17 protein-coding genes are annotated in these 14,148 nt (G+C 66.8%); 14 read left to right on the top strand and 3 right to left on the bottom strand.

What is annotated here, in order from left to right; all coding sequences use genetic code 11:
- Nucleotides 1–626 precede the first annotated feature (626 nt).
- The gene (locus QNN98_RS09155) at nucleotides 627–1,010 is read left to right on the top strand and encodes a hypothetical protein (RefSeq protein ID WP_283996869.1); all 384 of its coding nucleotides are present in this window, start codon (nucleotides 627–629) and stop codon (nucleotides 1,008–1,010) included.
- On the opposite strand, the gene QNN98_RS09160 is transcribed toward QNN98_RS09155, so the two are convergent.
- A complete protein-coding gene (locus QNN98_RS09160; RefSeq protein WP_283996870.1) occupies nucleotides 1,007–1,891 on the bottom strand; it encodes an alpha/beta fold hydrolase in 885 nt (294 codons plus the stop codon). The genes QNN98_RS09155 and QNN98_RS09160 overlap by 4 nt on opposite strands.
- 85 nt (nucleotides 1,892–1,976) lie before the next feature.
- Between QNN98_RS09160 and QNN98_RS09165 the strand changes: the two genes are divergently transcribed.
- Together QNN98_RS09165 and QNN98_RS09170 are read left to right on the top strand one after the other, a co-directional pair.
- The gene (locus tag QNN98_RS09165) at nucleotides 1,977–2,447 is read left to right on the top strand and encodes a MarR family winged helix-turn-helix transcriptional regulator (protein WP_283996871.1); all 471 of its coding nucleotides are present in this window, start codon (nucleotides 1,977–1,979) and stop codon (nucleotides 2,445–2,447) included.
- Nucleotides 2,444–3,007 (top strand): GNAT family N-acetyltransferase, encoded by a 564-nt coding sequence (locus QNN98_RS09170; protein WP_283996872.1) that lies wholly within the window; start codon nucleotides 2,444–2,446, stop codon nucleotides 3,005–3,007. Before QNN98_RS09165 ends, QNN98_RS09170 begins: the two co-directional genes overlap by 4 nt.
- A gap of 24 nt (nucleotides 3,008–3,031) precedes the next feature.
- Here the strand turns inward: QNN98_RS09170 and QNN98_RS09175 are convergent, their stop codons facing one another.
- On the bottom strand, nucleotides 3,032–3,868 hold the full coding sequence (locus tag QNN98_RS09175; protein WP_283996873.1) for a class I SAM-dependent methyltransferase: 837 nt from the start codon (nucleotides 3,866–3,868) through the stop codon (nucleotides 3,032–3,034).
- A 162-nt stretch (nucleotides 3,869–4,030) separates the two neighbouring features.
- Between QNN98_RS09175 and QNN98_RS09180 the strand changes: the two genes are divergently transcribed.
- From QNN98_RS09180 to QNN98_RS09225, 10 genes are all read left to right on the top strand, one after another.
- The gene (locus QNN98_RS09180) at nucleotides 4,031–4,474 is read left to right on the top strand and encodes a YciI family protein (RefSeq protein ID WP_227926268.1); all 444 of its coding nucleotides are present in this window, start codon (nucleotides 4,031–4,033) and stop codon (nucleotides 4,472–4,474) included.
- Nucleotides 4,432–5,727, top strand: coding sequence for an RNA polymerase sigma factor (locus tag QNN98_RS09185; protein ID WP_283996874.1), 1,296 nt, complete (start codon nucleotides 4,432–4,434; stop codon nucleotides 5,725–5,727). The genes QNN98_RS09180 and QNN98_RS09185 overlap by 43 nt, the downstream gene beginning before the upstream one ends.
- Nucleotides 5,728–5,836: 109 nt before the next feature.
- Nucleotides 5,837–7,510 (top strand): glycoside hydrolase family 13 protein, encoded by a 1,674-nt coding sequence (locus QNN98_RS09190; protein ID WP_283996875.1) that lies wholly within the window; start codon nucleotides 5,837–5,839, stop codon nucleotides 7,508–7,510.
- Between the two features lie 93 nt (nucleotides 7,511–7,603).
- Nucleotides 7,604–7,951 carry a UBP-type zinc finger domain-containing protein gene (locus QNN98_RS09195; protein WP_227911415.1) on the top strand — a complete coding sequence of 116 codons (348 nt, stop codon included), beginning with the start codon at nucleotides 7,604–7,606 and terminating at the stop codon, nucleotides 7,949–7,951.
- Between the two features lie 43 nt (nucleotides 7,952–7,994).
- Nucleotides 7,995–8,780 carry an SDR family oxidoreductase gene (locus tag QNN98_RS09200; RefSeq protein ID WP_283996876.1) on the top strand — a complete coding sequence of 262 codons (786 nt, stop codon included), beginning with the start codon at nucleotides 7,995–7,997 and terminating at the stop codon, nucleotides 8,778–8,780.
- 173 nt (nucleotides 8,781–8,953) lie between these two features.
- Nucleotides 8,954–10,099, top strand: coding sequence for an ABC transporter permease (locus QNN98_RS09205; protein ID WP_283996877.1), 1,146 nt, complete (start codon nucleotides 8,954–8,956; stop codon nucleotides 10,097–10,099).
- Nucleotides 10,096–10,800: an ABC transporter ATP-binding protein gene (locus tag QNN98_RS09210; RefSeq protein WP_283996878.1), complete on the top strand. Its 705-nt coding sequence runs from the start codon at nucleotides 10,096–10,098 to the stop codon at nucleotides 10,798–10,800. Before QNN98_RS09205 ends, QNN98_RS09210 begins: the two co-directional genes overlap by 4 nt.
- A 23-nt stretch (nucleotides 10,801–10,823) precedes the next feature.
- Nucleotides 10,824–11,429 (top strand): TetR/AcrR family transcriptional regulator, encoded by a 606-nt coding sequence (locus tag QNN98_RS09215; RefSeq protein ID WP_283996879.1) that lies wholly within the window; start codon nucleotides 10,824–10,826, stop codon nucleotides 11,427–11,429.
- Complete coding sequence (locus QNN98_RS09220; RefSeq protein ID WP_227911420.1) at nucleotides 11,426–11,875, top strand: DUF3054 domain-containing protein; 450 nt, start codon at nucleotides 11,426–11,428, stop codon at nucleotides 11,873–11,875. Before QNN98_RS09215 ends, QNN98_RS09220 begins: the two co-directional genes overlap by 4 nt.
- A 64-nt stretch (nucleotides 11,876–11,939) precedes the next feature.
- Nucleotides 11,940–12,221: an Lrp/AsnC family transcriptional regulator gene (locus QNN98_RS09225; protein ID WP_227911421.1), complete on the top strand. Its 282-nt coding sequence runs from the start codon at nucleotides 11,940–11,942 to the stop codon at nucleotides 12,219–12,221.
- Between the two features lie 63 nt (nucleotides 12,222–12,284).
- On the opposite strand, the gene trpD is transcribed toward QNN98_RS09225, so the two are convergent.
- Entirely contained in the window at nucleotides 12,285–13,331 is a 1,047-nt protein-coding gene (gene trpD, locus QNN98_RS09230; protein WP_283996880.1) for an anthranilate phosphoribosyltransferase, read from the bottom strand.
- 159 nt (nucleotides 13,332–13,490) lie between these two features.
- On the opposite strand from trpD, the gene ctaE reads away from it, so the two are divergent.
- On the top strand, nucleotides 13,491–14,129 hold the full coding sequence (gene ctaE / locus QNN98_RS09235; protein WP_227911423.1) for an aa3-type cytochrome oxidase subunit III: 639 nt from the start codon (nucleotides 13,491–13,493) through the stop codon (nucleotides 14,127–14,129).
- The last annotated feature ends 19 nt before the right edge of the window (nucleotides 14,130–14,148 follow it).

A 14,148-nucleotide genomic window follows, 5' to 3' on the forward strand; every position in this document is an offset into this window, starting at 1 on the left:
CGTTCTCCCGTAGTGCCGGCGGTAGTTCCCTCGGCAGGACCGCCGGTACCCGGGTAATCCGGGGACCCGAGGCGCGCAGTGCAGCACGGGGGACGGGCACGGGGGACGGGCACAGGGGAATGGCACGTCCCAGCGCTGCACGCAACGGTTATGTCAACTTGATGAACAGCGGCGGCGGGCCTGCGGGGGAGTTATGTCAACTCACCATGAACCTGTACTGGAAACGTCCGGGGACCGGAAAATGTCCAACCAGGTCAGCAGATTTAGGCCCGGCCGCCCGGGCATGCCAACACGCCGGAGGAAACCGGCTCGGCATGCTGCAGCCCCGCACAGCTGAGCGAAATGCATCGTCCGCTGCAAAAAGCGTGCGACGAGGTATCCAGCAGGCAGAAACGTCCAAAACCGGGGGATTTGTGCTGATTTGAGTACCGAATCGGCATATAGCCCGGAAAAGCGATATTAGTGCTTCTGGCCACTTCCGGCGCGTACCGTAAAGTGCCGATAATCCACATTATGTCAACTAGCGTTTAGAAGGGGGTCCCCCGGACCCGCCCGAAGCCCTCATCTCCGGGGGCAGCCGCAGCAGGTAGGCTTCCGGCAAACACCCGGCGTTCAAGGGAGGCATCATGGGCGCGCATCGCTGGTTTCCCGTTGCCGCAGCCGTCAGCACTCTCGTCGTGTCCCTGGCCGGCTGCGGCGCGGGCGCTTCCGGATCCGACGGCGCTGGATCCGACGGCGCTGGATCCGACGGCGCCGAATCCGAGGGCACCGGCGGAACCCCCAGCCGGTGGTCCGTGAGCGTCATCGATCCCGGGCCCGGCGCCTATGAGCAGTGCCTTGAAGATCCGCGCGTTGAGGAGGCGTTTGTGTCCGCGGACTATCCAGCTTCGCACATGGGTGTGACCCTGACTGCTGACGCAACCGCAGACGATGCCGGGCGGATTGCCGACTGCCTGCAGCAGGCCCTGCCGTCCGCAGAAGTTTCGGTCGCCGGCCCGGGGTCCGGCTAGCCGTCCACGCCGGAGAGGAACTCCAGCAGCGCCGCCCCCAGGGCCTCGGGAGCCTCCTGGGCTGCATAGTGCCCAACGCTATCCAGCTGCACAGCCGTGAAAGATCCGGTGGCCAGCGGTGCGAAGGTCTGTTCGGTGAACGGCCCGCCGCCGGCACCCACGGCCAGCACCGGCATCGCAAGGGGCCGCGACGCCGCCAAGGCCTTGATTTCCGCCCCTTCCGAAAGCATGGAGCGGTAGAGGCCCGCGGCGCCGTTCCAGCCGCCCGGACGGGAGTACGTGCGGGCAAACTCAGCAATATCCGTGCTGGTCACGGCGCCTTCCACTGCCGTCATGGACGGATAGGCCCAGGCGGCCAGCAGGTCCACTTCCCTGCCGGTCAGCAGCAAGTCCGGTATTCCGGGGGCGGCAAGCATGCCGATATGCCAGGAACCGCCATGGGCGACATCGGCCAGGGCTTCGAGTCCAAACCCGGCCAGCCCGGCCTCCACCGCCGTAAAACTTGCCACTGCCTCGGGGTGTACGGCGGCAAGACGGAACGCCGCTCCCCCGCTGATGTCCTGCGCCAGTAGATGTACCGGCCCGACGCCCAGGGCACGCAGGAATTCATGGAGTGTTTCCGCCACGGCTCTGCTGTCGAGGCCCGTGTCCGGAACTGCAGCGGAATCCCCGAAGCCCGGCAGGTCCACGGCAAACACCCGGTGGCTGCGGGCCAGCACGGAGATCAATGCGCGGAACGCCCACCAGCTTTCCGGGAAACCGTGCAGCAGCAGGACCGGTGATCCTTCCCGGCCGGCGGAGACGTAATGGAGGCGAATTTCGCCGGCCTGGGCGGTGGCATGGCGGGCGCCGGGGATGGTGGCGGCTGGACTCATGTTCATGGCGCGTCCTCCAATAGACAACCGAGTTGTCCACCATCGTAAGACAATCGGGTTGTCTAATCCATAGTCCGCGTATGCTGTTTTCGTGAATCGGACCGGTGCGGACCTTGCTTTGCTGCTGCGCGCTGCCTACCGGCAGCTGGTGGAGGACGCGACCGCCGAGCTGGCGGCCCGCGGCTATGCCGACATCCGGCCGGTGCATGATTTTGCCTTGCGCGCCATTGACGACGGAGCCGACACCGCCTCTGAACTCGGGCGCGCGACGGCGGTGACGAAGCAGGCGGCCGCCAAGACCATCGCGGTGCTGCTGGAACGCGGTTACGCGGAACGCCGCACGGATGAACAGGATGCCCGGCGCAAGCGGCTAACCGTCACTCCCCTGGGCCACCGGATGCTTAGGGAAGGCGAAGCAGTATTTGACGGCCTCCGCGCTGCATGGGCAAGTCGGATCGGCGCACCCGAACTAGGGCAGCTCGAACGGGACCTGGGCGTGCTGACAGGCGATTCCCGCATCTCACTCGGGTACCCGGGATGGGCCTCAGGGGCCGGCGAATGACGGTGGCCTTTTCCTGGCTCGACTCCCCCGGCAGCCTTTCCCCTGCCATGCGCCGCCAGCTGCTGCACTGCTGGACGGACGTCAGCAACGCAGGCGGCGCCGTCGGCTTCCCGCTGCTGCCGGTGGGTACCGGCGACGTCGAGCCGGCGCTGGCAGCGCTCGTTGCCGCCCTCGCACCCGGAGGCTCCCGGCTGCTGATTGCGGAAGAACACGGCGTGCTGGCCGGGTGGTTGGTCCTCACCGTTAACCCGGGCACCCTGACCAGCCACTGGGCCCGCGTAACCCGGGTACAGAGCGCGCTGGAGGCACGTGGCCGGGGCATTGGCTCCGAACTGATGCAGGAAGCCGCCCGATATGCCCGTGAGGAACTGCGGCTGGACGAACTGATCCTCGAGGTCCGCGGCGGCATGGGGCTGGAGTCCTTTTATTCGGGCCTGGGCTGGGTCGAATACGGCCGCCGGCCCCGGGCCCTGCGGCTGGCCGCAGACGACTTCCGTGACGAGGTCCTGATGCGCCTGCCGCTGCCCGCCGGCGAAGGCGTGGCCGCGGCCCCTGCCTGAGTCCCCTCCCCCGGGCGGCCGGTGTCAGGACCGCGTGGCGGTCACCAGCAGATATTCCCAGTCCATGGCCATCCCGCCGGCCTGGGCGCTGTACCTCTGCACCAGGGCCAGCAGCTTCTGATCCAGTGCGCCCGCCCGGTCCGGATTGTGCGCAAGGAATTCGTACACCGCAATAATTGGTCCGTAGTTCGCCTTAAGGAACCCCAGGAAGTCCTCCGGCGTGGCGAACCGGTCAATAAGCACGGTGCGGCGTTCGGCGCGGAACTCCCGTACCTGCCCCTCCAATAGGGACTCTACGTGCTCCCGGTTTCCCCACAATTGCGGTGACTGCGTTCCCGGCGGCGGCGCCGGCGAGTAGGGCTTCAAAGCGGCGAACATGCTGCCGACGAATCCTTCCGGAGTCCAGTTAATCAGCCCGATCCGTCCTCCCGGCCGGCACACGCGGACGAGTTCGGCGGCAGCCAGGCGATGATGCGGGGCGAACATCACGCCTGCACAGGAGATCACCGCGTCGTAGGAGGCATCGGCATACGGGAGATGCTCGGCGTCCGCCATGGACCAGGTCAGCCGGACGGACCGGGCCAGCGCCAGGCGCTTACCGGAATTCAGCAGCTCAGGCGTCAGGTCCGAAGCGGTGACATCAGCTCCCGTCTCAGCTGCCGGGATTGCCGCATTCCCGGTCCCCGCCGCAATGTCCAGGACCCGGTCGCTGCCCCGGATGCCGGCGGCCCGGACGAGGACAGGCCCCAGGGGAGAAATGGTTTCGGCGGCAACGGCAGCGTAGTTCCCCAGCGACCAGATGGCCCTAAGCCGTGCCTTAATCGCCCGGTCCGCGCCGGCATCGCCAGGAAGCTCGTCCATATCCTCACGTCCTTGGTTTCGGAACCGAACGCCGCGGGACTGCGGAACAGATTTTTCCGCGGCTGTCGATATCTCCGCCGCTCGTTCGACGCCATAGTAGAAGACGCAACACCGCGTCCTCACAGTTGCAGGAACGGCAACGCATAGAAGAAGGAGTCCACCATGAAGTACATGCTCATTATGCGGTCCACCGACGCGGGCGTGCAGGCCTACAAGGATGTCCCCTTCGAGGAAGTCATTAACCGGATGGGCGCCTATAACGAGTCAATGATCAACGCAGGGGTATTGCTGGCCGGCGAAGGCCTGGCCGAGATTTCCACCGACAGCGGCTTTGTTGTGGACTTTTCCGAGGATCCGCCGCTGATCACAGACGGCCCCTACGGGGAAACCCATGAGCTGTTCAACGGGTTCTGGATCATCTCCGCCGCCTCCCGCGAAGAAGCGGCGGAATGGGCCAGCCGCTGCCCGCTTGGACCGGGATCGAAGCTGGAAGTGCGGCGGGTAACGGAGGCTGCGGACTTCTCGGATTTCGCTGACAACGAGTACATCCGGAAGGAAGAAGGATGGCGCAGGGACGAGGAGAAGCTGCGCACGGAGCACCGGTAGCAGCCGGTCCCGGGCAGGCAGCGGCAATCCGGCGCCGCCTCGACGCGCTGTGGCGCATCGAAGGTGCCCGGATTGTTGCTGCCCTGGCGCGTGCCACCGGGGACGTGGGCCTGGCCGAGGACGCGGCCCAGGAAGCGGTTGCCCAGGCACTGGAACAGTGGGGCACACGCGGCGTTCCGCGGAACCCCGGCGCCTGGATTACGACGGCGGCCCGGCGGCGCGCCATCGACCGCTGGCGGCGGGAGGACCAGCTCGGCAACCGTTACGCGCAGTTGGCCCGCGCCCGGGAAGATGAAGCCGCCGTTGACTGGGATCCGCTCCCCGACGATGTGCTCCGGCTGCTGTTTACCGCCTGCCATCCCGTGCTTGCGCCTGAGGCCCAGGTAGCGCTGACCCTGCGGGTGGTGGGATCACTGCGCACGGAGGAAATCGCCCGGCTGTTCCTGGTACCCGTGGCCACCATGCAGCAGCGGATCCTCCGTGCCCGGAAGAGCCTGGCCGCCGCCCGGGTCCCGTTCGAAGTCCCGGAACCCAATGAGTGGGGTCCGCGGCTGCGGGGTGTGATGCATGTTGTCTACCTGATGTTCACGGAGGGGTATGCGGCAACGGCCGGTGAGACCTGGATCCGGCCGGACCTGGCTAACGAGGCACTGCGGATCGGACGGATCCTGGCCGGCCTGGTGCCCCGGGTCCCGGAGGTCCACGCGCTGGTGGCGCTGATGGAGTTCCATGCCTCCCGTTTCGCCGCCCGCACCGGGGCCGGCGGTGAGCCGGTGCTGCTGCCGGACCAGGACCGCACCAGGTGGGACCGGGCGCAGATTGAGCGGGGCCGCGCGTCGCTGGCCCGCGCGGACGCCCTGGCAGCAGCGGCCGGACGGTCCCGCGGGAGCTACGCACTGCAGGCAGCCATCGCGCAATGCCATGCCACCGCCGGGCGTGCCGACGAGACGGACTGGCCGGCCATCGTTGACCTCTATGAGGCGCTGGGCCGCATCAGCCCCGGCGACGTCGTCGAACTCAACCGTGCCGTAGCAGTGTCCATGGCGTCGGGGCCCGAGCCGGCCCTGGCCATTGTGGAGCGTCTGGACGCCCGGGGGGCCCTGCGGGGATCCCATCTGCTGCCCAGCGTGCGCGGCGAGCTGCTCTCCCGGCTGGGCAGGGTCGAGGAGGCCAGGGCCGAATTCCGCGCCGCCGCGGAACTGGCGGAGAACCGGCATGAACGCCGGCTCCTGCTGCTCCGGGGGCAGGAGTAGAGTCCAACCACACGCGTTTCCCGCATTGGCCTTTCACCGTCTGTCCATATTCACAGTCTCTCCAAATCCACAGTCTCTCCAAATCCACAGTCTCTGCCAAAGGATCACCTTGACCACAAACCCGCAGCCCTTCCCATCCAACGCCGATCCCCTGACGGATCCGGACTGGTGGCGGCAGGCTGCGGTTTACCAGGTGTATCCGCGCAGCTTCTCGGACTCCAACGGTGACGGGCTGGGCGACCTGCAGGGCGTAACCGCCAAGGTGCCCTACCTTTCGGCCCTCGGCGTGGACGCCGTATGGCTCAGTCCCTTTTACCCCTCGGCGCTCGCCGACGGAGGTTACGACGTCGACGACTACCGTGATGTCGACCCGCGCCTGGGCACCTTGGCGCACTTCGACGACATGGCCGCTGCCCTGCACGGTGCCGGAATCAAGCTGATTGTGGACATTGTCCCCAATCATTCCTCCAACCGGCATGCCTGGTTCCGCGAAGCGCTGGACTCGCCCCGGGGTTCCGCGGCCCGGGAACGGTATATCTTCCGCGACGGCACCGGGCCCGACGGCGCCCAGCCGCCCTCGGACTGGCAGTCCGTGTTCGGCGGCAGCGCCTGGGAGCAGGTGCCGGACGGGCAGTGGTACCTGCACCTCTTCGCTCCGGAGCAGCCGGACTTCAACTGGGACAACCGTGCGGTAAAGGATGAATTCCTGGCCACCCTGCGTTTCTGGTCCGACCGCGGAGTGGACGGCTTCCGGATTGACGTGGCGCATGCCCTGGCGAAGGACCTGAGCGAACCGCTGCCCTCCAGCGCACTGCTCGTTGCCGAGGGCGACGGAACCGACGGCGCGCATCCGTTCTGGGACCGGAACGAGGTCCATGACATCTACACCGAGTGGCGCGCCCTGTTCAATGAATACACTCCGCCGCGCACTGCGGTGGCCGAAGCCTGGGTCCATGCATCCCGCCGCGGCCGCTACGCCAGCCCCGAGGGGCTGGGCCAGGCATTCAATTTCGACCTGCTGCAGGCGGATTTCGACGCCGCCCGCTTCCGCACGGTCATCACCGACAATCTGGTCCAGGCGGCGGAAACCGGCGCGTCATCCACCTGGGTCCTGTCCAACCACGACGTCGTGCGGCATGCCACGCGCTACGGATTGCCGGCAACGCCGGCGGACAGCGCCAAGGGCCAGGACGGCAAGGCATGGGTCCTGGCCGGCGGACCGGAAGAGCAGTTGGACCGGGCCGCGGGACTGCGCCGGGCCCGTGCGGCCACGCTCCTGATGCTGGCCCTGCCCGGCTCCGCCTATTTGTACCAGGGCGAAGAACTGGGCCTGCACGAGGTTGCTGCCATCCCCGACGCCGACCGCCAGGATCCCGCTTTCTTCCGCAACGCCGGGGTGGAAAAGGGCCGGGACGGCTGCCGGGTGCCGCTGCCCTGGACCCCGGAGGAGCCGTCCTTCGGCTTCGGCACCGGTGCACCCCACCTGCCCCAGCCGGAATGGTTTAGTCCCGCGGCCGTGTCGCTGCAGGACGCCGATACGGATTCCACGCTGAACTTCTACCGGCGGGCCCTGGAACTGCGCGGCAAACGGCAGGGTGCCGAGGAACTTGCGTGGGTGCCCAGCGCTGCCTCCGTCCTGCACTTCACCCGGCCCGGCGGCTGGCAGAGCATCACCAACTTCGGTACCGCGGCCGTGGCCCTGCCCGCCGGCACGGTGCTCCACACCAGCGCGCCGCTCGAGGGCGGCCTGCTGCCGCCGGACACCACGGCCTGGCTCGGCTGACCGGCGGCTGCTTCCGGGGCCTGTCGGCGGGAAGGCGGGATGGCTACCGTGGAGGGTAGGCAAGAACAGCTACCCGTTGTAAGGAGATCCGCCATGGAGCCAATCCCCGGGATCAACGTTTCGGTTCCGCCCAGCGGCCCGGGCTGCGTGGAATGCACGCAGCAGCAGGGCTGGTGGTACCACCTGCGCCGCTGCACCGAATGCGGGCACATCGGCTGCTGCGACAATTCGCCGGGCCAGCACGCCACCGCGCACGAGCAGCAGACCGGGCACCAGATCATCCGCAGCTATGAGCCGGGCGAGGACTGGTTCTGGAACTACGCCGATTCCTCTGTTTTCGCCGGCCCCGAGCTGGCCCCGCCGGAGCACCACCCGTTCAACCAGTCGGTTCCCGGGCCGGCCAGCCGGGTGCCTCCGGACTGGCAGGAGCTGCTGCGCTGAACGCGTGGGCAGCACCGGGTGAGTCCGGGTTTACACTGTAAACATGACTAGAACCTACATCGTTACAGGATCCGCTTCCGGCATCGGAGCAGCCACCGCCAACCTGCTGAAGGAGGCCGGCAACAAGGTCATTGGCGTTGACCTCCGCAACGCCGACGTTGAAGGCGATCTCAGCACCCCCGAGGGCCGTTCCGCTGCCGTAGCCAAGGTCCTTGACCTTTCCGGCGGCACTGTCGACGCCGTGATCGCCTGCGCCGGCATCTCCGCCCCCGCCCCCATCACCGTGGCCGTGAACTTCTTCGGCGTTACCGACTTCCTCACCGCACTGGCACCTGTCCTGGCCAAGAGCAGCGCCCCGCGTGCCGCCGTCGTCAGCTCCATGGCGAGCCTGCAGCCCAACTCCCCCGAGCTGGTTGAGGCGCTGCTGGCCGGCAACGAGGAGGAAGCACTGCGGATCGGCAAGGAGCTCGCAGACAAGGGCCCCCAGACCGGCTACCTCAACTACCCCTCCAGCAAGCGCGCACTCAGCCGCTGGGTCCGCCGCGAAAGCATCACCCCGGTATTTGCCGGTGCCGGCATCCCGCTGAACGCCGTGGCCCCCGGCACCGTCCTGTCCGCCATGACCCGCGAACTCCTGGCCACGCCCGAAAACCGTGCCATGGTGGACGAAAACGTCCCCATGCCGCTGAACGGCCACTCCGAGCCCGAGGTCATTGCCCGGCTGCTCATCTGGCTGACGTCCGAGGAGAACACCCACACCACCGGCCAGACCATCTACACCGACGGCGGCGCCGACGCGACGCTGCGCGGCGACGACATCTGGTCCTAGCCCGTCCCCTGCCGCACCGCTGCGGCAAACACCTCCGGCGCCGGGTATCCCCCGGCGCCGGAGGTGTTTAACGGCAGCATTCGCGTCCCCCGGTACTTTTCTGACATGATGTTGGCATGATGCCAACAGCCCGTCGGCATCATGCCCAAAAAAATACCACTCAAGGGGTACCGATGTTTTTAGCGTTGCGTGAACTGCGTTTCGCCCGGGCCAGATTCGGACTGATGGGCGGCGTCGTCGCCCTCATCGCCGTGCTAATGGTCCTGCTGTCCGGCTTGTCCTCCGGTCTCGTCAACGACGGCGTCTCCGGCCTGAAATCCATGCCGGCAACTGCGTTTGCCTTCAACGAGGGCACCAAGACCGATAATGCCTTCTCCCGCAGCGTGGTGGACGAACAGCAGGCTGCAGTGTGGGCCGAACAGCCCGGCGTGGATGAAGCGGCCCTGATGGGCACTGCCATGATGAACGGCACCACCGGAAACGGCACCCAGGTGGATCTGGCCCTGTTCGGCATTGAACCCGACTCGTTCCTGGCCCCGCAGGTCGGCGAAGGCCGCGGCCTGTCCGCACCGGATGAAATCGTGGTCTCCTCCACCGCGGCAGATGCCGGCCTGAACATTGGTGACGTGGTGACCCTCGAACGCATCGGCGTCGAACTGACCGTGGTCGGCTACACGGACAGCCAGGCGACGTTCGGCCACGTTGACCTCGCTTACCTTCCGCTGGATACCTGGCAGTACCTGGCCAGCGGCCAGAGTGTTCCCGGAGCCCCCGCCAAGGCACAAATGGACGGCGTGAAATTCGACACTGCCAGCACGGTTGCCCTGAAGGCAGCCGACGGTGCGGACATCGACTTTGCGGCAGGAGACGACGCCGCCGGAACAGTCACGTCCACCCTGTCCGAATCCTTCAATGCTTCCCCCGGCTACTCCGCCGAAACCATGACCCTGCAGATGATCCAGGTGTTCCTCTACGCCATCTGCGCCCTGGTCGTTGGTGCTTTCTTCACGGTCTGGACCATCCAGCGCAAACACGAACTCGCAGTCCTGCGCGCCGTAGGCGCCTCCACCGGGTACCTGCTCCGTGACGGCCTGCTGCAGGCAACCATCATCTTGGTGGTCTCCACGGTTGTCGGCATCCTTGCCGGCCTCGCCATGGGCGCCGGGCTGAGCGGGACCGCCATGCCGTTCGCACTGGAACCCGCACCCATCGTGCTGGCCACGGTCCTGACCATCGTGCTGGGCCTGGCCGGCGCCGCCCTGGCTATTGTCCGCATTTCCCGCGTAGATCCCCTGGCTGCCCTTGGAGGACAACGATGAGCACCGCAACCACACAGCAGCAAAATTCCGGAACCCGAACCGGCGGCCTGCTGATCACCTCCGCGAACCTGGCGCTGGGCGACGGCGGCAGCACAGTCCAGGCCCTGGACAATGTTTCGCTGGCCGTCCGGCCCGGGGAAATGGTCGCCGTCGTCGGACCGTCCGGGGCTGGCAAATCCAGCCTCCTAGCGGTAGCCGGCGCCCTCACCGCGCCTGACACGGGCACCGTGCAGGTGAACGGCGTGGACCTCGCAACCCTCGCCAAGGCCGCCCGCGCCAGGTTCCGCCTGCGCGAAATCGGCTTTGTGTTCCAGTCGGGAAACCTGATTCCCGCACTGAACTCCGTCGAACAGCTGAAGCTGATGCAGAAACTGGCCGGCAGCAGCGACGGCCTGGACCCGATGGAACTGCTGGCCGGGGTGGGCATGGAACACAAGGCCAAGAGCCGGCCGGACCAGCTCTCCGGCGGGGAACGCCAGCGCGTGGGCATTGCCCGCTCACTGGTCAACCGGCCGACCCTGCTGCTGGTGGACGAACCCACCGCAGCCCTGGACCGGGCCCGGAGCCAGGACGTGGTGGCCCTGCTGGCCCGGGAAACCCATGAGCGCGGCGTTGCTACAGTTATGGTGACGCACGATCACGACGTCCTGCACCACTGCGACCGCGTAGTCGAAATGGTGGACGGGCGTCTCTCAAGCTAAACCAGCACGAACAGGAGGGCCAAGTGCCCCGAATCTCTGCCCCCACGGTGGCCGAACACCGGGCGGCACAGCAGCGGGCGCTGCTGGATGCGGCGCGCACCCTCCTGGCCCGCACCGGCGAGGCCCCCAGCATGGCCGAAGTGGCCGCGCTGGCGGGCCTCGCCCGGCCCAGCGCCTACCAGTACTACAAGTCCCGCCAGGACCTCCTGCACGCACTGGTCCAGGACGTTTTTCCGCGCTGGACCCGGCGGGTGACGGAAGCCATGGACGCTGAGCCGGACCCGGCGGACCGGATCATGGCCTATGTCCTGACCAACATCGCCCTCGTAGCCGAAGGCGAACACGCCGTGGGCAACGCCCTTGCCGCCGTCGCACCGGGCGAGGAACTGAACAACCAAAGCGCCATGATGCACCGCCAGCTGCTGACCCCGCTGGTGGAAACCCTGACCATGCTCGGCGTCCGGGATCCTCATGTGACCGCCGAACTGATAAACGCCATAGTCCATTCCTCCACCCGGCTGCTGGAATCGGGCACCGGCCGGGAAATCGTCGAGGGCCGGGTCCGCGAACTCCTTGGCCCGTACGTCCGCGAAAACCGCGCCACCGCCGCCCAGGAGGGCACCGCATGAGCAATACCGCACCGCATACGTCCGGCGGAAACGCTGCCGCCGCAAATTCCGCTGGTACTTCCACTGAAAAGACCATCCGGTCCTGGCCCTTGGTCCTCGCGGCGGACCTGGTCCTGATTGTTGTGTTCGCCGCCCTGGGCCGGCGCAGCCATGAGCACGGGCTGGCGCTTGCCGGCATCCTCGGCACGGCCCTGCCCTTTGCTGCCGCGTGCCTGCTCGGATGGGCTGCTGCGCGCGCCTGGCGCCGACCGGTCGCACTGTGGCCCTCCGGCGTCGTCATCTGGCTGGTTACGGTAGTTGCAGGCCTGGGCATCCGGGCACTAACCGGCGGCGGTACGGCCACCAGCTTCATGCTGGTTACCCTCGCTGTGCTGGCAGTGTTCCTGCTGGGCCAGCGGCTGCTCTGGCGCGCCGGTGCCCGCGTGCGATCCCGGCGGATCCACTAGGCTCGAGGTAACGACCCGCGGGCGCACCGCGCGCCCGCACACCGCCGCAGGAAAGGCCCCCGCCATGATCACAGCTTTTGTACTCATCCAGACCGACTCGGCCCGGATCCCGGAATGCGCCGAGGAAATCTCGGAGATCGAAGGCATCAGCGAGGTCTACTCCGTCACCGGCGAATGCGACCTTATTGCCATTGCCCGTGTGCAGCGGCACGAGGACCTCGCCGACGCCATTGCCAACCGGCTGTCCAAGGTGGACGGGGTGATCGGAACCACCACGCAGATCGCGTTCCGGGCCTACTCCAAACACGACCTCGACGCCGCGTTCTCACTGGGCTTCGACAGCTAATATCCGGGCCTGTTCCCCGCCGGTCCCCCGCTTGTCCCCCGCCCGCCGAACCACGGCGCGGCCCTACTGCGTTACCGCCACCCAGCGGTCCAGCGCGGTTTGGGCCGCGCCGCTGTCAATTGAGGCGCAGGCGCGTTCCAGCCCGCGGGCCAGCCGGTGCAGCAGCGGGCCGGCTGCGTCTTCATCCAGTGCCACCAGGGCAGCTGCAGCGTTCAGCACCACCGCGTCGCGCACCGGCCCCTTGTCTCCGGCGAGCACACTGCGGACCACCGCTGCATTGGACGCAGCGTCACCGCCCCGCAGGTCCTCCAGCGTGGCCCGGCTGATCCCGAGATCCAGGGGATCCACCACTGAGTCCTCCACGGCCCCGTTACGGACCTCCCAGACGGTCGAGATACCCGTGGTGGTCATCTCGTCCAGACCGTCCTGGCCGCGGAACACCAGGGCGCGCACGCCGCGCCGGGCCAATACTCCGGCCATCAGGGGTGCCAGCCGTGCATCGGCCACGCCGATCGCGGAGGCGCTGGGGCGGGACGGATTGGTCAGCGGACCCATGAAATTGAAGGCGGTGGCCACGCCCATCTCACGCCGCGGTACGGCGGCAAAGCGCATGGACGGATGGAAGACCTGCGCAAAGCAGAACGTGATGCCTGCTTCCATGGCGGCCCGCGCCACCCGGTCAACGGGAAGGTCAAGACGGACTCCCAGCGCCTCGATGACGTCGGCGGAACCGGACGCCGACGAGGCCGCCCGGTTGCCGTGCTTGACCACCTTGGCGCCCGCCCCTGCGCACACCAGCGCCGCCATGGAGGAAATGTTCACAGTGTTATGGCGGTCACCGCCGGTACCGACAATGTCCAGGGTCTCCCCCGGGATATCGATGGGCCGGGCGCTTGCCAGCATGGCCTCGACCAGCCCGGTGAGTTCGTCAACCGTCTCTCCCTTGGCGCGCAGTGCCACCAGGAACCCCGCAATCTGGGAGTCGGTGGCGTTGCCGGCCATGATCGCGGACATCGCCCAGCGGGTCTGCGCGGTAGTGAGGTGCCTGCCCTCGATCAGCGCCGTAATCAGGCCCGGCCAGGTGTATGTCGAACTCGGATTCGTAGTCACACCCCCTAGGTTATCTACGATTCGTAGAAATTGCTGATTTCTTTCTGAAGCTCCGATTCCGCGCCAATACAGGGATCCGGGGCTTCAGTGCGCGCCGGGGACGCGCCGTTGGCCCTGATCTGTTGGAGAAGTAGGCGGTTTTACCGCCATAATGTCTATGTGACAACAGCGACCCATGCCCCCAGTACCCCGGCTCACCCCACGCTGAACCGCCCCAATATGGTTTCCGTAGGAACCGTGGTGTGGCTCTCCAGTGAACTGATGTTCTTTGCTGCCCTGTTCGCCATGTACTTCACGCTTCGCTCCACCTCGAGCGAACTGTGGGCCATGGAGACGGAGAAGCTGAACGTCCCGTTCGCTTTCGTTAACACGGTGATCCTTGTTTCCAGTTCCTTCACCTGCCAGTTCGGCGTTTTCGCTGCAGAACGACTCCAGGCACGCCGCACCGGAGGGCTTCTGAAGCTTTCCCGCTGGGGCATGACCGAGTGGTTCCTGCTGACCTTCGTACTTGGAGCGATCTTCGTCTCCGTACAGGCTTTCGAATACGCGACGCTGGTTTCTGAAGGCGTATCCCTCTCGTCGAACTCTTACGGTTCCGCGTTCTACCTGACCACCGGTTTCCACGGCCTGCACGTGACCGGCGGCCTGATCGCGTTCCTCTTCATCATCGGCCGTGCCTACGCCGCCAAGCGCTTCGGACACTTCGAAGCAACCTCGGCGATCGTCACCTCGTACTACTGGCACTTCGTTGATGTGGTCTGGATTGCCCTGTTCGTCATCATCTACTTCCTCAAGTAACACTGCTTGAGGACCGCAC

It is taken from the genome of Arthrobacter sp. zg-Y1143 (genome assembly GCF_030125565.1).
In the GTDB taxonomy this organism is placed as follows: Bacteria; Actinomycetota; Actinomycetes; order Actinomycetales; family Micrococcaceae; genus Arthrobacter_B.